Here is an 18,223-nt window from a genome sequence, read left to right as displayed (position 1 = left end):
ACGGGCAGCGCGCCACGCGGGCAGCGCAGCCGTCCGACGTACGACGACAAAGGAGTGGGCATGGGCTGGCTGGTGACCGGAGGCGCGGGCTACATCGGATCGCACGTGGTGCGTGCGTTCCAGGCGGCCGGGATCGAGGCGAGCGTGCTGGACGACCTGTCCACCGGCTTCGACGCGTTCGTCCCCGACGGCGTGCCGCTCACGAAGGCGACCCTCCTCGACCGCGACGCGGTCCGCGCGGCCCTGCAGGGCGTCGACGGCGTCGTGCACGTCGCCGGCTTCAAGTACGCCGGGGTGTCGGTGCAGCAGCCCCTCCACTGCTACGAGCAGAACGTTTCGGCGATGGTGATCCTGCTCCAGGAGATGCGTGACGCCGGGGTCGACAAACTCGTCTTCAGCTCGAGCGCGGCCACGTTCGGCACGCCGGACGTCGACCTCGTCACGGAGCAGACCGCGACGCGGCCCGAGTCGCCGTACGGCGAGAGCAAGCTGATCGGCGAGTGGCTGCTGAAGGACGCCGGTCGCGCGCACGGCCTGCAGCACACCAGCCTGCGCTACTTCAACGTCGTCGGGTCGGGCACGCCGGAGCTCTTCGACGCGAGCCCGCACAACCTCTTCCCGCTGGTCTTCGACGCGCTGGTCAACGGGCGCACGCCGAAGATCTTCGGCGACGACTACAACACCCCCGACGGCACCTGCGTCCGCGACTACATCCACGTCGCGGACCTGGCCGAGGCCCACGTCGCCGCTGCGCTCCGCCTGGCTGCCGGAGAGAGCATCGAGCCGGTCTACAACCTCGGCTCCGGCGCGGGCTCGAGCGTCCGGCAGATCATGGACACCATCCGCGACGTCACGGGCATCCCGTTCGAGCCGGAGATGCACCCCCGACGCCCGGGCGACCCGGACCAGATCGTCGCGACCGGCGAGCTCGCTGCGCGCGACCTCGACTGGCAGATGCGGCACACGCTGCAGCAGATGGTGTCGACGGCCTGGGAGGCCCGACAGAAGGCCGGAGACGCCTACCCCGCCTGACCGGGAGCCGCGTTGAGACCCGCCAGAACCCGGGTCTCAACGCGCCAAAACCCGGGTTTGGGCGCGCCAAAACACGGGTTTCGGCGCGTGGCGTGGGACGGGTCACTGACGGTCTGGACCTCTGGCAGAATCCCGGCCATGCCTTCTGCCCTCATCACGGGAATCACCGGTCAGGACGGTCCGTACCTCGCCGAGCTTCTGCTCGAGAAGGGGTACGACGTCTACGGCCTCATGCGCGGGCAGAACAACCCCAAGCGCGGGATGGTCGAGCGCGAGCTGCCGGACGTCAAGATCCTCACCGGTGACCTCACCGACCAGTCGAGCCTGATGCGGGCGCTCAACGACAGCAACGCGACCGAGGTCTACAACCTCGGCGCGATCTCGTTCGTGGCGTACTCCTGGGAGAACGCCAAGGTCACCTCCGACGTGACCGGCATGGGCGTGCTCAACCTGCTCGAGGCCGTGCGCCTGCACGGTGGCGACGACCCGCGCGCCGTCCGCTTCTACCAGGCCTCGAGCTCGGAGATGTTCGGCAAGGTGCAGCAGGTCCCGCAGACCGAGGAGACCCTCCTCTGGCCCCGCTCCCCGTACGGCGTGAGCAAGGTCTACGGCCACTACATGACGATCAACTACCGCGAGTCGTACGGCATGCACGCCAGCTCCGGCATCCTGTTCAACCACGAGTCGCCCCGCCGCGGCCCGGAGTTCGTGACCCGCAAGGTCTCCCAGGCCGTCGCCCGGATCAAGCTCGGCCTCCAGGACGAGCTGGTCATGGGCAACCTCGACGCCCAGCGCGACTGGGGCTTCGCCGGCGACTACGTCGAGGCGATGTGGCTGATGCTCCAGCAGGAGAACGGCGACGACTACGTGGTCTCCACCGACGAGACCCACACGATCCGCGAGCTGCTGGACCTGGCGTTCGCCCACGCGGGCATCGAGGACTGGGAGCGCTACGTGCGCCAGGACCCGGCGTTCATGCGCCCGGCCGAGGTGGACCTGCTCATCGGCGACTCGTCCAAGGCACGCGATGTCCTCGGCTGGAAGCCGAAGGTCAACTTCCCCGAGCTCGTCGCGATGATGGTCGACTCCGACCTCGCGGAGCAGAAGAAGCTCGCCGGCCTCTGACATGCCGGGGCCTCGGGCATTCATCACCGGCGCGTCCGGACAGGACGGCAGCTACCTCGCCGAGCGGCTCCTCGCCGACGGCGTGGAGGTGCACTCGTTGACCCTGTCGGGCGAGCCGGCGGAGTTCCTCCCCGCGGACGTCGTACGCCACCAGGGCGACCTCACCGACGTCGCAGCGACGCGTGCGCTGCTCGCGGACCTGGCCCCCGATGAGGTCTACAACCTCGCCGCACTCAGCTCCGTCGCCGCGAGCTGGGAGGACCCGGACCTCAACGCGTCGATCAACGGCGGTGCTGCGGTCGCGCTGCTCGAGTCCGCCTGGCAGGTCGCGCAGGTGCACGACAAGCAGGTCGCCTTCGTGCAGTGCTCGAGCGCGGAGATCTTCGGCGAGCCGTCGGAGTCACCGCAGTCCGAGGCCACCCCGCTCCGCCCCGTCAACCCGTACGGCGCAGCCAAGGCGTACGCGCACCTGATGACCGGCGTCTACCGCTCACGGGGCCTGCACGCCTCGAGCATGGTGCTCTACAACCACGAGTCGCCGCGCCGTTCGCCCCGTTTCGTGACCCGCAAGATCACCTCGACGGTGGCCGCGATCGCGGCCGGCAAGGCCGAGGAGATCGTGCTGGGCAACCTCGATGCCCGCCGCGACTTCGGCTGGGCTCCCGACTACGTCGACGCGATGGTCCGCGCAGCGCGCCACGGTCAGGGCAACGACTACGTGATCGCGACCGGGGTCTCGCACAGCGTGCGCGACTTCGTGGCCGCAGCCTTCACGCAGGCCGGCGTCAGCGACTGGGAGGACCGGGTCCGCGTCGACCCCGCGCTGCTGCGTCCGACCGACCCGACCGACCTGCGCGGCGACGCCAGCCGGGCCCGGACGGAGCTCGGCTGGGCACCCACGCTTGAGTTCCCTGAGATCGTGAAGCAGATGGTCGAGACCGATCTGGAGCTGCAGTCATGAACCCCACCCGTCCCGCCCGCCGGCGTTCCACCCTCGCCGGAGGCGTCCTGCTGTCCGCGAGCCTGCTCGTCGGCTGTGCGTCGACTCCCCCTCCGCCCCCGGGCGCGGAGGATGTTTCCACGGCCCTGCCCTCGAAGCCGACGGTCAAGAAGCAGCCGAAGCCGGAGATGAAGGCGGACGACCCGCGCTACATGCTCTACGGCGTCAGCTCGGCGACCGGCCAGGAGATCTGGCAGCAGTCGCTCGATCTGGTCCACAACTGGACGCTGAACCCGAAGTACATGCAGCGTCACAAGGTCAAGGACGTCAAGGAGCTCGACGGCCTGGCCGAGCTGATGACGCCGGATGCCGCCAAGCGCTGGAAGCAGCAGGCGCACCGCGCGCTCAAGGGCTACGTGAAGCCGTACAAGGGCTGGTGGGAGAAGAAGAAGGACCTCGACGTCTGGGTCAACCAGCTCGTCGCCTACAACCTGATGATCCGGCGCGACCGCGGGTGGGACAACCCGATGCTCACGCCGATCAAGATCACCGACGGCCTGGTCGCTGCCGGCCACGGCGGCATCGGCGTCATCTTCACGATCAACACGAAGTTCCGGCTGATGGGCCAGGGCAAGAAGTACCGCGTGCCCACCCAGAGTGCACTGGGCCTCGCCTGGGTGCCGACCAGCGACGGCTGGAAGCTCGACCAGTGGTGGCGCGTCTACAAGTTCAACCAGGAGCGCCTGAAGGGCTGGCGCCCCGGCGACCCGCCGCCGGAGGACCCCGGCAACCAGACGTCCGGCGAACTCGAGGCGCTCAACAACCCCTCCGCCGACGCGACGGTCTACCCGGACTGACGTTCTGCCGGCCCGCACGCGCTACGGCTCAAATGAACGAAGCCCCCGCACCAACAGGTGCGGGGGCTTCGTGCTTACGCGGAAGGTCAGGCCTTCTTCGCGGCAGCCTTCTTGGCCGGAGCCTTCTTGGCGGCAGCCTTCTTGGCCGGAGCCTTCTTCGCGGCAGCCTTCTTGGCCGGAGCGGCAACCTTCTCCTCGACGACCTCGACGACGGCGGCAGCCTTCTTCGGGAGGTACTTCTCGACGAGCTTCTGCGCCTTGGCGGTGAGGTCCTCGACCTGCTTGGTGATCTCGGCGAGACGGGCCTTGACCTCGTCCTGGGCCTTGGCCGGGAGGGCCTTGGCGGAAGCCTGGAGCTCGGCAACCTTGGCGAGGATGTCAGCCTGGGTCTCCTTGACCGAAGCCTCGATCTTGGCCGGCGCGGCCTCGATGGCGGCCTGCAGGTCCTTGACCTGGGCGGCAACCTTCGCCTGAGCGTCCTTGGCGGTGGTGGTCGCGTCCTTCTGGAGGCCGGCAACCTTCTCCTGCAGCTCGGCAACGACCTTCTTGACGTCAATCTTCTTGGCCATGATGGCCTCCTTTTCGCAGTGGTGTGTGGCGGGCGGGGCGCCCACCTTGGGGGTGGGTCAGCTCTCGCCCGCGCCGTCGTTCTCCGCCGCATTGATGGCGAGGAACGACGCGTAGACATCGAGCAGGGACTGCTTCTGACGCTCACTCAGACGCTGGTCGGCCAACACGGCCAGCTCGACGGACCCGCCCAGGCCATCCTCGGGAGAGAGGATGCCGGCACGGACGTAGAGCTGCTCCGCGGAGATCCGCAGCGCCTTCGCGATCTGCTGAAGCACGTCGGCGGAGGGCTTGCGCAGACCACGCTCGATCTGCGAGAGGTACGGGTTCGACACACCGGCAACCTCGGAGAGCTGGCGCAGGGACAGCTTGGAAGCCGTCCGCTGCTCCTTGAGGTACTCCCCCAGGTTGTCGACCGTCTTGCCGACCACGCCCTTTGCCATGCCCCAAGTATTGCTAACTTTTGTTAGCGATAGCAACCGCAAGCGGTGTGAACTGGCGCACGGCCATATGGGATTCCCCTTGTCAGTAAGGAGAAACCCGACCCGGAAGTGTTGCTAGCCGTTGCATGCAACACGACGTTGCAAACAACTGGCAAGCACTGCTCTCCGTGTTGCTCCGGATACACCTCCCGCACGTGGGAGGATGGCCGCCGTGTCCAGCACTGCTCCTCAGCCCCTGCCGCAGCACTGCCCCACGCCGCAGGAGCTCGACGACCTCGAACTGCTCCTCTCGGGGGCCCTCGCTCCGCTCGTCGCGTACGGCGAGCCCGGCTCGCCCGTGACCCTCACCGTCCCGGCAGCGCTCGCCGACGCCGACGCCTTCGAGCTGGTCGACCCCGAGGGGCTCCCCCTCGCGACGGTCACCCGCGACGGCGAGCGGCTCGTGCCCACGGCACTGGCCACTCCGGCGTACGGGCCGTTCCGGCGCCTGCACCTCTCGCCGGCCCAGGCCCGTGAGGCGTACGCCGGATCCACCTGGGTCCCGGTGACGGATGCGATCTCCACCACCGAGCTCGACCAGCTCGCCGCCGTTGACGGCCGCGTCGTCCTCGTCGCGCTCACCGGCCACGGCACGCCCGACGACCTCTCGGCGGTCGGCCTCGTGCGCGCGACGCTCGCCGCCGCCCGTGCGCTGCCCGATGCGGCTGTGGTCGTCGTACCGCTCGCGGCTCACGGCGACGCGGAGGCCGACCACGCCCTCGGGGTCCAGGTGCTCGCCACCTACGCCGGCGGCGACGCCGTCCTCGCGCTCACCGACACCAACGACGACGCCGAGCTCCCCGCGGAGATCGCGGAGATCGTCGCGTTCGACCGCCCGCCGCTCGACGAGCGCGGCCTGGTCCTCTTCTTCACGGGACTCTCCGGCTCGGGCAAGTCCACGCTGGCCCGCGCGCTGCTCGACAAGCTCCTCGAGCAGGGCACCCGCACCGTCACGAGCCTCGACGGCGACGTCGTACGCCGCAACCTCAGCGCCGGCCTGACGTTCTCCAAGGAGGACCGCGAGACCAACATCCGCCGGATCGGCTGGGTCGCGGCCGAGATCGCGCGCCACGGCGGCCTGGCCGTCGTCTCCCCGATCGCACCGTTCGCCTCGACCCGCGCCGACGTCCGGCAGTACGTCGAGGACGCCGGCGGCACCTTCTTCCTCGTGCACGTCGCCACCCCGCTCGAGGAGTGCGAGCGCCGCGACCGCAAGGGCCTCTACGCCAAGGCGCGCCAGGGCCTGATCCCGGAGTTCACCGGCATCTCCTCTCCCTATGAAGTGCCTGAGGACGCCGACGTACGGGTCGACACCACCGGCCGCACGGTCGAGGATGCCCTCGCGGACGTCGAGAAGGCCCTCGCCGCCGCCGGACTCCTGGAGGTGTGATGGTCAGCGTGCTCTTCGTGTGCACGGCGAACATCTGCCGTTCGCCGTACATGGAGCTGGCCGGCCGCGCGATGCTCAGCCCCGGGTCCAGCCTCGAGCTGAGCTCGGCGGGCACGCTCGGATTCGTCGACAAGCCGATGGACAAGACCATGGCGACGGCGTTCGAGCACAGCCCGGAGGTGACGGAGGCCGACATCGCGGCGTTCCGCAGCCGCCGGCTCACCGCCGCGCACCTGGACGCGGCGGACCTGGTCCTGACCGCGGAGTCCGAGCACCGCCAGTTCATCCTCACGGAGTTCCCCGCGGCGTTCCGGAAGGTCTTCTCGCTCGGCCAGTTCGCGGCCGGGGTCCAGCGCGTGGATTCGACGCTGAGCGGAGTCGAATTGGTCAAGACTGTCGCCACCACGAGCGGGGTCGCCCAGGTCCGCGCCGACATCGCCGACCCGTATCGGCGAGGTCGTCGCGCGGCAGCCGACGCGGCCGCGCAGATCGACGAGCTGCTGGTGAGCGTGATCCCGGCACTGGAGGAGCGGAACTGATGGACCAGGACGGCCCGCTCCTTCCGGAGGGCATGCTCTTCGACCAGCCTGCCCGCGTGCGCGTGCGCAAGAAGCGCCGCCGTTTCAAGCGGCTGCGCAAGATCTACGTGCGGGTCGTCCCTGCACGCATCCGGAAGTGGATCGACGACAACCCGGCCCTGGCCGCGATCGTCGGCCTGCTCCTGCTGCTGCTCCTGATCATCCTGATCTGGCTGCTCTGGCTCTGGCTGCACCTGCACAAGGCGCCGGGCTTCAACGCGGATCTCGGTGACAACCGCCCGCCGTTCCTCGGCGGCGAGAACATCCTGCTCGTCGGTCTCGACTGCGACGAGGCGGCACCCGCGGGCGACAAGCTCCGGACCTGCAACGACAACGACGGCAACATCGACCTGACCAAGCTGACCGGCAGCGGCTTCTCCGACCTGGGCAACGGCCCGTCCGGCACCTCGCCCTCGGCCGACCCGGAGGACCCGACGGGCAGCAAGGCGTTCGAGGCCACCGGCGTACGCAGCGACGTGATCATGGTCCTGCACGTCGCCGAGGACGGCCGGCACGCCCAGGTCATCTCGATCCCGCGTGACTCCTACGTCGACATCGACGGTCACGGGAAGAGCAAGATCAACGCGGCGTTCTCGTGGGGCGGCCCGAACCTGCTCGGCCGCACCATCGAGCAGGACTTCAAGATCCACCTGACGCACATCGTGGTCACCGACTTCGACGGCTTCCGCGGCATCACCGACGCGCTCGGAGGCGTCCAGGTCTACGTGCCCGAGGACGTCGTCGACGAGCGCTGCAACTGCGTCTCGTGGCACAAGGGCTGGCAGACGATCAAGGGCGAGACCGCCCTCGACTACGTCCGCACCCGCCACGGCCTGGCCCGCGGCGACTTCGACCGTGTCCAGCGGCACCAGAACTTCCTGCGCGCCGTCGTCCAGCGCACGCGCTCGATGGACGTGCTGGTCAACCCGGTCAAGCTGACCAAGCTCGTCGACGCCGCGACCAGCCACGTCGCGATGGACAAGGACATGAGCGACACCGAGGTCATGAAGCTGACCTACGCCGGCCTGAAGATGAGCCTCGGCGACATGTCGTTCGCGACGGTGCCGTTCGAGGGCGCCGCCATGGTGGGCGACCAGTCCGTCGTACTGCTGAAGATGAAGGACGCCGTGGCGCTCTTCAACGCGATGCAGCGTGACAAGTTCCTGTCGTACGTCGGCGACCACGACGTGGAGCAGCTCCCGCCCGAGAACGCCGTCAAGTAACCGCCGTCAATAACCGCGCAGAACGCAGCAGCCCCCGACTCAGGCGAGTCGGGGGCTGCTGTGCGTCGAGGGGTGTGCTGGCTCAGACCTTGCGGCGCGGCGGCGTCCGCTCGAGCTCGGCCACCGTGGGCGCACCGAACGCCGGAAGGCCGTTCTGCTTGCGCAGGGCACCCCAGACCAGCGGCACCAGGAAGAGCATGACCAGGCCGATGACGGCGACAGTGATCGCCTCGAGCGTGTCCTTGTCCTCGCCGTACGGGTGGAAGCCCGCCTTGAAGAGCAGCGCGGTGCCCGACATCGTCAGGACGATCACGATGCCGCGACGGATGATCGACTGCGCGACGCGCGGCGCCAGACGCGAGCCGAGGATCGTGCCGGGGACCGAGCCGATGACCAGCGGGATCAGCAGGTCCCACTCGAGGCCGTGGATCGCGATGTTGGACAGCGCCGCGGCCAGCACCAGCGGGACCGCCTGCATGAGGTCGGTGCCGACCAGCTTCACGGCGGGGAGACCCGGGTAGAGCATCAGCAGCGCGACCATGATCACCGAGCCGGAACCGACCGAGGTCACGCCAACCAGCAGACCGCCCAGCATGCCGACGAGCACGGTCGGGACGAGTCGGATGTGCGGGTTGGCGTCGGGCTCGCCGGTGCCGCTGTTGACGTTGCGCATGTTGATGAAGAGGCGCAGGGCGTACGTCGACGCCGCGAAGAGCAGCGCGAAGCCGATGCACATCTTGAGGGTGTTCTCGAGATCCGTCGGGTCGTCGATGAGCCCGTTGATCAGCCACGGGCCGAGGAACGCCATCGGCACCGACCCCGCGATCAGGTACGCCGCGAGGCGCACGTTCGGCGAACCCTGGCGCCAGTGTGTGATCGCGCCACCGGACTTGTAGATGGCCGCCGCGGTGAGGTCCGCGGTGACGATGGCGGTCGTGTGACCCACGCCCAGGAAGATCAGCGCGGGCGTCATCAGCGCGCCGCCGCCCATGCCGGTCAGCCCCACCACGATGCCGACCAGGAGGCCGGCGATCAGGATGGAGAAGAACTGGTCGGAAATGAGTTCACTCACGGGTGCGTCCTTGTTCGCTGTGCGACATGGCGCGCGAGCCAGCCTGCTCGGCCTTGTCGCGCATGGTCACAAACCTTAGGGGTTCAGTCGGCTTTATGGGCAAGTACGGAGACAGTCGAGTGCGAGACGCGGACCGAAGCAGGCAATGGGCGCGCGCACCGTTACGATGCTGGTTGCCATAAGCGACGAGAGGTCACCCCAAGCTCATGACAGAAACGCACGCCGACTACCAGCTGAGTCAGCTCGACCAGCTGGAGGCGGAGTCGATCCACATCTTCCGTGAGGTCGCCGCCGAGTTCGAGAAGCCGGTCCTGATGTTCTCCGGCGGCAAGGACTCGATCGTGATGCTCCGCCTTGCGGAGAAGGCCTTCTACCCGGCGAAGATCCCGTTCTCGATCCTCCAGGTCGACACCGGTCTCGATTTCCCCGAGGTCATGGAGACGCGCGACCGCTGGGTCCAGCGCCTCGGCATCAACCTCGTGGTGGCCTCCATCGACGACGCGATCAAGAACGGCATCATCCCCGACGCCGCGAAGATCAGCCGCAACCGCCTGCAGATCCCGACGCTGCTCAACGCCATCGAGGAGAACGGCTTCACCGCCGCCTTCGGTGGTGGCCGTCGCGACGAGGAGAAGGCCCGCGCCAAGGAGCGCGTCTACTCCCACCGCGACGAGTTCGGCCAGTGGGACCCGAAGAACCAGCGCCCCGAGCTCTGGAGCCTGTACAACGGTCGCCTGCACGAGGGCGAGCACATGCGCATCTTCCCGATCTCCAACTGGACCGAGCTGGACGTCTGGGACTACATCGGCCGCGAGCAGATCGAGATCCCGTCGATCTACTTCAGCCACCAGCGCCGCGTGTTCGAGCGTGACGGCATGCTCATGACCGAGACGCCGCTCAACCCGATGCGTGAGGGCGAGGTCGCTTCCGAGCGCACCGTGCGCTTCCGCACGTGTGGCGACATCACGCTGACCGGCTGCGTCGAGAGCACTGCCTCGACCATCGAGGAGATCATCGACGAGGTCGCGATCGCCCGGGTCACCGAGCGTGGCGCGACCCGCGGTGACGACAAGTTCTCCGAGGCCGCCATGGAAGACCGCAAGAAGGAGGGCTACTTCTGATGGCCACCGCTCAGAACAAGCCCATGGACCTGCTCCGCTTCGCGACGGCCGGCTCGGTCGACGACGGCAAGTCCACCCTCATCGGCCGCCTGCTGCTCGACTCCAAGTCGATCTTCGAGGACCAGCTCGAGGCCGTCGAGGCGACGTCCGAGGCCAAGGGCTACGACTACACCGACCTCGCGCTGCTGACCGACGGTCTCCGCTCGGAGCGCGAGCAGGGCATCACGATCGACGTGGCGTACCGCTACTTCGCGACCCCGGCCCGCAAGTTCATCATCGCGGACACCCCGGGCCACGTGCAGTACACGCGCAACATGGTCACCGGCGCCTCGACCGCCGACCTCGGCCTCGTGCTCGTCGACGCTCGCCAGGGCCTCACCGAGCAGTCGCGCCGCCACGCGCTGATCCTGTCGCTGCTCCGCGTCCCGCACCTCGTGCTCGCGGTCAACAAGATGGACCTCGTGGACTTCTCGCAGGAGGTCTTCGACAAGATCCACGCCGAGTTCACGCAGTTCGCGACGAAGCTCAACATCCCGGACCTCCAGGTCATCCCGATCTCCGCGCTGGCCGGCGACAACGTCGTCAACCGCTCGGAGAACATGGGCTGGTACCAGGGCCCGACGCTGATGCACCACCTCGAGCACGTTCACGTCGCCTCCGACCGCGACCTGATCGACGCCCGCTTCCCGGTGCAGTACGTCGTTCGCCCGAAGTCGGACGAGTTCCACGACTACCGCGGCTACGGCGGCCAGGTCGCCGGCGGCGTCCTGAAGCAGGGCGACGAGGTCGTCGTGCTGCCGTCCGGCATGACCTCGAAGATCGCCGGCATCGACCTCTTCGACAAGGAGATCGACATGGCGTTCCCGCCGATGTCGGTCACCATCCGTCTCGAGGACGACGTCGACGTCTCGCGTGGCGACATGATCGCCCGGGTCAACAACGCGCCGACCGCCACGCAGGACATCGACGCGATGGTCTGCTGGATGACGACCGCGCCGCTGCTGCCGAAGGCGAAGCTCGCCATCAAGCACACGACGCGCAACGGCCGGGTCATGGTCAAGGACATCCAGTACCGCCTGGACGTCAACACCCTGCACCGCGACCAGGAGACCAAGCAGCTCGGCGTCAACGAGATCGGCCGCGTCCAGCTCCGCTGCACCGTGCCGCTGCTCGTCGACCCGTACTCGAAGAACCGCACCACGGGTTCCTTCATCCTGATCGACGAGACCACCGGCGTCACCGTCGGTGCGGGCATGATCAACGGCTGATTCGCTTCCGTACGCCGACGCGGCGGTCACCCTTCGTGGGTGGCCGCCGCGTCTGCGTTGCGGGCGATGTTGGCGCCCGCGCCGGACGGGGTGGCGCCGGCGGCAGTGCCCACGCCGCGGCAACGAGGGCGCCGGCAACCACGCCGGCGGCGTACATCGGTGGCAGCAATGCCACGAAAGCACCGACAGGCCGGGACGGCAGGTGCATCGATCGCATCACTGCCACGGATGCACCCGGCCGCTGGACTCAGCGGCCCGTGACCACGAAGTGCCGACGCCACTCGTCGCGCGGCCGCACCCGCAGGCCACGCTCGGACAGAGCGGTGGCGATCCGGGCAACCGTCCGGTCAGGGTGGTTGAAGACATCTCGCGCGACGACCGTGACGAACGAGAAGCCCAGTCGCTCGAGGTCTTCGCGACGCCCGAGGTCGGCGGCCCACTTGGCGTCGTTCACCTTGTGGCCCTTGCCGTCGTACTCGATGACGAGCTTGATCGCGCTGTAGACGAGATCGAGCCGGCGCACGGCGCCTGAGGCGTCGACGACCTCGATGTTGACCTCCGGTTCGGGCAGACCGGCGAGCACGATCAGCATCCTCACCCTCGTCTCCATCGGGGAGTCGACCCGCTCGCGCACGAAGCCGACCGCCCTCCGGGCCTCGCGCGCACCTGCGCCCCGCGCCCCGGCGACGTATGCCGTGAGTTCGTCGAGCGACAGGTGAGCGCGAACCAGGGCATCGCCGACGATCACGAGCTCGACGAGGGAGAGCATTGGCGCGAGATCCACGAAGATGCGGCCGGGCGGGGTGATCGGGAGCCCGGCGAAGACCATCGGCTCCTCCACCGCCACCCTGCACTCCAGACCGGGCACGTGGGTCCGCTCCCGCTCGGAGGCCACGGTGACCCACTCGTCCGCGCGCTCGGGCACCGGCAGCCCGGCGAGCCGCGCGGCGGTGAAGTGGCTGCACCGTGCCGTCGGCCCGGACCTGACCAACGCCGCGGCGGCGCGCACCGCGGGCGTCAGCTCGACGCCAGCCTGGACGTAGGTGTCGTGGAACAGTCGCACGAACGCCGACCCGGCCAGCCGCCGGCGCGAGATGCCGGCGACGACGGCTGCGGAGGAGCGGAAGGGCACGGTCGGGTCGAAAGGCGGGTCACTCATGGGGCCACGATGCGCGACCCTCGCCGATGCCGCAGCGGCCCTCCACAGGCCCCGTGCGGACGAGTGCGCCCGGTCGGCGCCGGACCGGTCCGCTCGGGCGGCGCCGGCCCGTCGGCGTACATCCCCGGCAGGACTGCCACGGAAGCACCGTCCGCACCGACCGGCGGGTGCATCCGTGGCAGCAATCCCCTCGATGCACCCGCTGTGTCGCACCCCACCGTTCCTTGGGCTTACCAATGATTGGGGTATCCCATTAATCTTGACGGGTGACCGACGTGCAGCAGCAGGAGACCGCCCCGGGCGAGTACTCCCACCAGCAGATCCTCTCCATCCTCACGGGCCTGATGGCCGGCATGCTGCTCGCGGCGCTGGACCAGACGATCGTCGGCACGGCGATCCGGACGATCTCCGACGATCTGTCGGGCCTGAGCATCCAGGCGTGGGTCACGACGGCGTACCTGATCACCTCGACGATCTCGACGCCGATCTACGGCAAGCTCGGCGACCTCTTCGGACGCAAGTCGCTCTTCTCGTTCGCGATCACGATCTTCGTGATCGGCTCGGTGCTCTGCACCTTCTCGACCTCGATGTACGAGCTGGCGGCGTTCCGCGCGGTGCAGGGCATCGGCGCCGGCGGCCTCTTCACGCTGGCGATCGCGATCCTCGGCGACATCGTGGCGCCGCGCGAGCGCGCGAAGTACACCGGCTACATGATGGCCGTCTTCGCGACGTCGAGCGTGGTCGGCCCGATCATCGGCGGCCTCTTCGCGCAGGCCGACACGATCTTCGGCATTGCGGGCTGGCGCTGGATCTTCCTGATCAACGCACCGATCGGCGCCATTGCGCTCGTCGTCGTGAGCCGCACCCTCCACCTCCACCACGTACGCCGGCAGGCCCGCATCGACTGGTGGGGCGCCGTCCTCCTGGTCGTGGCGCTGGTGCCGCTGCTCACCGTGGCCGAGCAGGGCCGCGTCTGGGGCTGGGGCTCGGACCGCAGCCTCGCCTGCTTCGCCATCGGCGCCGCCGGCGTCCTCGGTTTCGTGTACGCCGAGCACCGCATGGGCCGCGATGCCCTGATCCCGCTGGCGATCTTCAAGATCCGCGCGGCTGCCGTGACGATCGTCGGCAGCGTCGTCGTCGGTGTCGCGATGTTCGGCGGCATGACGGTACTCCCGCAGTACATGCAGATCGTGCACGGGGCCTCCCCCATGACCTCCGGCCTGATGATGCTCCCGCTCGTGCTCGGCATGATGAGCGCCTCGATGACCTCCGGCATCATCGTCAGCAAGACGGGGCGGGTCCGGGAGTTCCCGATCATCGGCGTCGCGGTGATGAGCGTCGGCCTCTTCCTGCTCTCCACGATCAGTGCCGACACGCACCTGTGGCTGGTGATGGTCTTCATGCTGATCACGGGCCTCGGCCTCGGCAACTGCATGCAGCCGCTGATGCTGATCGTGCAGAACGCCGTGCCGCCGCAGGCCATCGGCGTGGCGACCAGCTCGGCGACGTTCTTCCGCCAGATCGGCGGCACGATCGGTGTCGCGGTCTTCCTCTCGGTGCTCTTCAGCACGGTCGGCGACAACATCAAGACCGCCTTCGGGGCCGCGGCGCAGACACCCGAGTTCCAGAGCGCGCTCACCGACCCGAAGGTCCTGGCCAACCCGGACAACGCCGCCGTCGCCCACGCGATGACCGGCGGCAGCAGCGGCGTACTCCAGGGGGTGCAGGACGACTCCTCGATCATCAACCGGCTTGCTGACGTCTTCGCGCACCCGTTCAAGGCTGGCTTCGCCGAGTCGATGGATGTCGTCTTTCTGGCGGCCGGCTGCGTCGGCGTACTCGGCTTCCTGGTGCTGCTGCTGATGCCGAAGGTGACCCTGCGCAACCAGTCGGCCAGCGCCGCCGCGCGTGACGCGGCCGTTGCTGCTGCGGAGTGACTACCCTCTCGGCGTGACCTACCGCCACGTCGTCCTGTTCCAGCTGCACGAAGGCGCGTCCGCCGACGAGGCGGTCGCCGTGCTCCAGGCCGCCCGACCGCGGCTCGGCGCGAGCCGGTGGACCATCACGACGAGCCTCGATGACCGCAAGGGCACCGTCGTCGTCGAGGACTCGACGTTCGACGACGAGGCGTCGTTCCAGGCCTGGCGGGTCTCCGAGCAGCACGTCCGGGCCGTGGCCTTCATGCGCGAGAACGCCGACTGGCTCGTCGGCGACTGGGTGGAATGACCGATTTCCTGTGGCCTACTGCACAGTAACTTAGGCGTCATCGCACGCATCCCCGCTCGTCTCTCCGGTGAAGGCAACGCCCCGACCCGGAGGTTCCGATGCGCAAGGCCCTGCTGCACCCCACCCGCTGGCTGACGGCTCTCGTCGCGCTCGCGGCCCTGGTCCTGGTGCCGGCGTTCCACGCTCCGGAGGCGGCCCGCGCCGCGACCACCGACGCCTGTGGCGCCCTCGTCGCCAAGCCGGGCGGCGGCACCTGGTCGTGCTCGTTCGTCGACGACTTCAACGGCAAGACGCTCGACGCGAACAAGTGGGTCGGCCAGGACACCTCGCTGTCGGGCTTCTCGATGAACACGACCTGCTTCAAGGCCGGCAAGGGCTACGCCGTCGGCAACGGAACCCTCAAGCTCACCGTCACCCGCGTCGCGCCGTTCACCTGCAACGTGCCGGGCGACGGCGACTTCACCTCGACCTCCGTCGGCGGCGCGGTCTCGACGTACGGCAAGTTCTCGCAGGCCTACGGCAAGTTCGAGGCGCGCATCAAGTTCCCGAACTACACCGGCGCCGGCCTGCACGGCGGCTTCTGGATGAACCCCCAGACCAAGTCGTACGGCGCGTGGCCGGCGTCCGGCGAGATCGACGTCGCCGAGTGGTACTCCGGCATGGCCAACCGCCTCTACCCCTCGCTGCACTACACGGGCAGCACCAGCTCGGACACGGCGTACACCTGCATGAGCGGCGACCTGACGGCGTTCCACAAGGTCTCGGTCGTCTGGTCGACGACGAGCATGAAGTTCTACTACGACGACCAGCTCTGCTTCGACCGCGCCTGGGCCCCGACGGACATGGCGGCCCCGAAGCCCTTCGACAAGCCGTTCACCGCGTCGCTGATCGCGGCCCTGGGCGCCGGGTCGAACGCGCCCACCAGCTCCACGCCGAAGACGGCGACCACGACCGTCGACTACGTGAAGGTCTGGAAGTAAGGCTCAGCGGCGCCTGAGCACCCGGCGTACGGCGGCGGGGAGCTGGGGCAGGGTCTCCTTCAGGCGCCACCAGCGGGCGCGCCAGAGGCCGAGGCGGCCCGCCGGAGCCTCCGGGTAGCGGTAACGCAGCGCCGCCTCGCTCCCGCCCATGAGGGCCCGGAATACGAGCATCGGCCAGCCCCAGAACGGCGTACGCCGGAACTGCATCAGCCAGGCGACGCCGACCGAGGACCCCTCCCCATGCAGCATCCGCCAGTCGCGCGATGCCCGCTCGTGCTCGGGGCGGATCGGTCCCGGCTGCCCGCCGGCGGCCTCGACGACCTCCGCCGCTGTCGAATCGGCGCCCAGCGCCTCCGCCAGCGCCACCAGCGCCCCGCGGCGTTCGGCATCGGCCCCCTGCACACGGACGAGCAGCTGAGCCAGCTCCGGAGCAAGGGCCTCCGTGCGGCCCCGCAGTGCGTGCAGCCCGAGGATGAGGGCAGTGCCGGCCCAGCCCGTGGCAGCGACTGCCTGTCCCGCGAGCGGGATCGAGGAACGCTCGGCCCAGAGCGCGTCGAAGGCGGTCCCAGCCGGAGCCAGGATCCCGGGAAACGATCCGTGCAGGTCGAGCTCGATCGGCCAGACCTCGTGGCGGAGGGTCGTCGTCTCCCACGAAGGGGCGACCGTGGGCACACCCTCATCGACGCGCGCCCACCCGAGGCCGACGAGGCTCGACACCAGCTCGGCAAACGCGCCCGGTTCGACCAAGACGTCGACGTCGGAAGAACGGCGCGGCTCCCGCAGGCCGTGGTGACTGGCGGCGACCCCCTTGACGAGGAGCACCCGGACGCCGGCGTCCGCGGCGACGCGGTCGACGAGGACCGGCAGGAGCTCTGCCCCCTCGTCGTGGGTCAGGGCGGTCATGCCGGGGAGACTACGTCTTGGTGATCGTCGTCGGCTGCGACGTGTCCGGCGGAGTCACCGTCGCGGTCATCGTGGCCGCCAGGAGAAGCGTGCTCGTGATCGAGAAGTTGAACGGCACCGAGGCACCGGGCGCGACCGTGCCGTTGTAGGTGTAGCGCAGGCCCGTGATGCCACCCGAGAGGAGCGTGAAGGATCCGGTCCACCCCGCCACGGTCGGCACCGCAAGGTTGGCCGAGAGCAGGCCGAAGGAGATGTCGATCGTCGGCACACCCGTCGTGCCGCCGGTGTTCTTCACCGTCGAGGTGATCGTGAACGTCTTCGAGGTCGGGACGAGCAGCACCGAGTTGATCTGCGAGGTCGCAGTGCCGACGAGCGAGAACTTCGCGGGCGTCGACGCAGCGATCGCGGGGACGGCCGAGGCGACGGTGACGGCAGGAACGAGCCACGCAGTCGTGGCAGCCCCGCGCACGAGCGCGCGACGAGTCGACCGCTGCTCCATCTGAACCCCATTTCAGCCTGAGTGGTTGAAGGGTAATCGACCCGTCGGAATCGCGCGGATCGCCGAAGGCGCTGGTCTAGTCGCCCTCAGCCGTTCGTGATCGTCCCTGCACCGGCCGTTGCCGTGAACTGGACCGTGCCGGCGCCGACGGGGCCCGTGACCGGAACGGTCGCGATGGTGCCCGCACCGGTGCTGTCGAAGGCGAACGTCACCGTGTACGGGCACGAGATCTGGACGCCACCGATGCCGACGAAGATCGCCGTGAACCTCACGGTGATCGATCGCGGCTCCTTGGCCGTCGCGCTCGGATAGACAGCGTTGGGGAAGTTCGTGGTCGTCGTCGGCAGGGCAAACGTCGAGGTGAAGGCACTCGCCGCGCCGAAGGTCCCGGCCCCGGAGATGACGGAGTTGAACGTCTGCGTCGCGCCGTCGCTGTAGCCGATCGTGGTCGACGTGCCGGTGATGGTGTAGCCCGGGTTGAAGATGCCCACGCCGCAGCTCGAGGAGTTGAGGTTGAAGGCGAAGGTCCCGCTCGTCGTCGCCGTCACGGTCTGGTTGTTGAGCACCGTGACCTGCTCCGTGAACGCGCCACCCGTCGCCGTCAGGCACGTCGGGCACGACGGGGTGCCGCTCGCAGCAAAGGCCGGCGCAGCCGTGGCGAGCGTGATGACGGGCAGGGTGAACACGCCCGCACGCGCGACGGTGCGTCGATCGATTTCGGTCACGGTGGTCCTCCCAGCACAGCCGTGTCAGCTCCTCCCTCAAGGAGCAGCACCAGCGTACGAGGCGACCAGACCGATT

Annotated in this window: 19 protein-coding genes; 12 read left to right on the top strand and 7 right to left on the bottom strand. The window is 68.8% G+C overall.

The features are described 5' to 3' along the window. Window positions 1-60 precede the first annotated feature (60 nt). The 4 genes from galE (at window position 61) to EPD65_RS04965 (ending at window position 3,954) form a co-directional block, all read left to right on the top strand. Window positions 61-1,032 (top strand): UDP-glucose 4-epimerase GalE, encoded by a 972-nt coding sequence (galE, locus tag EPD65_RS04980; protein WP_131582063.1) that lies wholly within the window; start codon window positions 61-63, stop codon window positions 1,030-1,032. 138 nt (window positions 1,033-1,170) lie between these two features. Next, window positions 1,171-2,157, top strand: coding sequence for a GDP-mannose 4,6-dehydratase (locus EPD65_RS04975; RefSeq protein WP_131582062.1), 987 nt, complete (start codon window positions 1,171-1,173; stop codon window positions 2,155-2,157). A gap of 1 nt (window position 2,158) precedes the next feature. Beyond that, complete coding sequence (locus EPD65_RS04970; RefSeq protein ID WP_131582061.1) at window positions 2,159-3,118, top strand: GDP-mannose 4,6-dehydratase; 960 nt, start codon at window positions 2,159-2,161, stop codon at window positions 3,116-3,118. Continuing rightward, window positions 3,115-3,954 (top strand): hypothetical protein, encoded by an 840-nt coding sequence (locus tag EPD65_RS04965; protein WP_131582060.1) that lies wholly within the window; start codon window positions 3,115-3,117, stop codon window positions 3,952-3,954. The genes EPD65_RS04970 and EPD65_RS04965 overlap by 4 nt, the downstream gene beginning before the upstream one ends. An 86-nt stretch (window positions 3,955-4,040) precedes the next feature. Here the strand turns inward: EPD65_RS04965 and EPD65_RS04960 are convergent, their stop codons facing one another. Next, window positions 4,041-4,523: a histone gene (locus tag EPD65_RS04960; RefSeq protein ID WP_131582059.1), complete on the bottom strand. Its 483-nt coding sequence runs from the start codon at window positions 4,521-4,523 to the stop codon at window positions 4,041-4,043. Between the two features lie 57 nt (window positions 4,524-4,580). Continuing rightward, window positions 4,581-4,964, bottom strand: a complete 384-nt coding sequence (locus tag EPD65_RS04955) for a helix-turn-helix domain-containing protein (protein ID WP_131582058.1) — start codon at window positions 4,962-4,964, stop codon at window positions 4,581-4,583. A 211-nt stretch (window positions 4,965-5,175) separates the two neighbouring features. Between EPD65_RS04955 and cysC the strand changes: the two genes are divergently transcribed. Genes cysC through EPD65_RS04945 form a run of 3 tightly spaced genes read left to right on the top strand, consistent with a single transcriptional unit; the run spans window position 5,176 to window position 8,194 of the window. Then, window positions 5,176-6,393: an adenylyl-sulfate kinase gene (gene cysC / locus EPD65_RS04950; RefSeq protein ID WP_243640449.1), complete on the top strand. Its 1,218-nt coding sequence runs from the start codon at window positions 5,176-5,178 to the stop codon at window positions 6,391-6,393. Further along, window positions 6,393-6,932 (top strand): arsenate reductase/protein-tyrosine-phosphatase family protein, encoded by a 540-nt coding sequence (locus EPD65_RS16520; protein WP_165872890.1) that lies wholly within the window; start codon window positions 6,393-6,395, stop codon window positions 6,930-6,932. The genes cysC and EPD65_RS16520 overlap by 1 nt, the downstream gene beginning before the upstream one ends. Then, the gene (locus tag EPD65_RS04945; RefSeq protein ID WP_131582057.1) at window positions 6,932-8,194 is read left to right on the top strand and encodes an LCP family protein; all 1,263 of its coding nucleotides are present in this window, start codon (window positions 6,932-6,934) and stop codon (window positions 8,192-8,194) included. Before EPD65_RS16520 ends, EPD65_RS04945 begins: the two co-directional genes overlap by 1 nt. An 82-nt stretch (window positions 8,195-8,276) precedes the next feature. Here the strand turns inward: EPD65_RS04945 and EPD65_RS04940 are convergent, their stop codons facing one another. Further along, window positions 8,277-9,266, bottom strand: a complete 990-nt coding sequence (locus EPD65_RS04940; protein WP_131582056.1) for a sulfite exporter TauE/SafE family protein — start codon at window positions 9,264-9,266, stop codon at window positions 8,277-8,279. 206 nt (window positions 9,267-9,472) lie between these two features. Here EPD65_RS04940 and cysD point away from each other — a divergent pair, with 206 nt between their 5' ends. After that, window positions 9,473-10,387 (top strand): sulfate adenylyltransferase subunit CysD, encoded by a 915-nt coding sequence (cysD, locus tag EPD65_RS04935; protein ID WP_131582055.1) that lies wholly within the window; start codon window positions 9,473-9,475, stop codon window positions 10,385-10,387. Next, window positions 10,387-11,655 (top strand): sulfate adenylyltransferase subunit 1, encoded by a 1,269-nt coding sequence (locus EPD65_RS04930; protein WP_131582054.1) that lies wholly within the window; start codon window positions 10,387-10,389, stop codon window positions 11,653-11,655. The genes cysD and EPD65_RS04930 overlap by 1 nt, the downstream gene beginning before the upstream one ends. Before the next feature lie 247 nt (window positions 11,656-11,902). Here EPD65_RS04930 and EPD65_RS04925 read toward each other — a convergent pair whose 3' ends face one another. Further along, window positions 11,903-12,814, bottom strand: coding sequence for a DUF559 domain-containing protein (locus EPD65_RS04925; RefSeq protein WP_131582053.1), 912 nt, complete (start codon window positions 12,812-12,814; stop codon window positions 11,903-11,905). 266 nt (window positions 12,815-13,080) lie between these two features. On the opposite strand from EPD65_RS04925, the gene EPD65_RS04920 reads away from it, so the two are divergent. The 3 genes from EPD65_RS04920 (at window position 13,081) to EPD65_RS04910 (ending at window position 16,020) form a co-directional block, all read left to right on the top strand. Then, complete coding sequence (locus EPD65_RS04920) at window positions 13,081-14,751, top strand: MDR family MFS transporter (protein WP_243640448.1); 1,671 nt, start codon at window positions 13,081-13,083, stop codon at window positions 14,749-14,751. Between the two features lie 13 nt (window positions 14,752-14,764). After that, the gene (locus EPD65_RS04915; RefSeq protein WP_131582052.1) at window positions 14,765-15,040 is read left to right on the top strand and encodes a Dabb family protein; all 276 of its coding nucleotides are present in this window, start codon (window positions 14,765-14,767) and stop codon (window positions 15,038-15,040) included. Window positions 15,041-15,138: 98 nt separating this feature from the next. Then, entirely contained in the window at window positions 15,139-16,020 is an 882-nt protein-coding gene (locus EPD65_RS04910) for a glycoside hydrolase family 16 protein (protein ID WP_131582051.1), read from the top strand. Window positions 16,021-16,023: 3 nt separating this feature from the next. Here EPD65_RS04910 and EPD65_RS04905 read toward each other — a convergent pair whose 3' ends face one another. From EPD65_RS04905 to EPD65_RS04895, 3 genes are all read right to left on the bottom strand, one after another. Further along, window positions 16,024-16,923, bottom strand: a complete 900-nt coding sequence (locus EPD65_RS04905; protein WP_131582050.1) for a nucleotidyltransferase family protein — start codon at window positions 16,921-16,923, stop codon at window positions 16,024-16,026. Window positions 16,924-16,933: 10 nt separating this feature from the next. Beyond that, window positions 16,934-17,422, bottom strand: coding sequence for a hypothetical protein (locus tag EPD65_RS04900; protein ID WP_131582049.1), 489 nt, complete (start codon window positions 17,420-17,422; stop codon window positions 16,934-16,936). 86 nt (window positions 17,423-17,508) lie between these two features. Next, window positions 17,509-18,147: a hypothetical protein gene (locus EPD65_RS04895; protein ID WP_131582048.1), complete on the bottom strand. Its 639-nt coding sequence runs from the start codon at window positions 18,145-18,147 to the stop codon at window positions 17,509-17,511. Window positions 18,148-18,223: the final 76 nt, after the last annotated feature.

The sequence above is a fragment of the Nocardioides jejuensis genome (genome assembly GCF_004337475.1).
In the GTDB taxonomy this organism is placed as follows: Bacteria; Actinomycetota; Actinomycetes; order Propionibacteriales; family Nocardioidaceae; genus Nocardioides; species Nocardioides jejuensis.
Note: the sequence above shows the minus strand (reverse complement) of the source record. Positions and strands in the feature narration are given on the sequence as shown.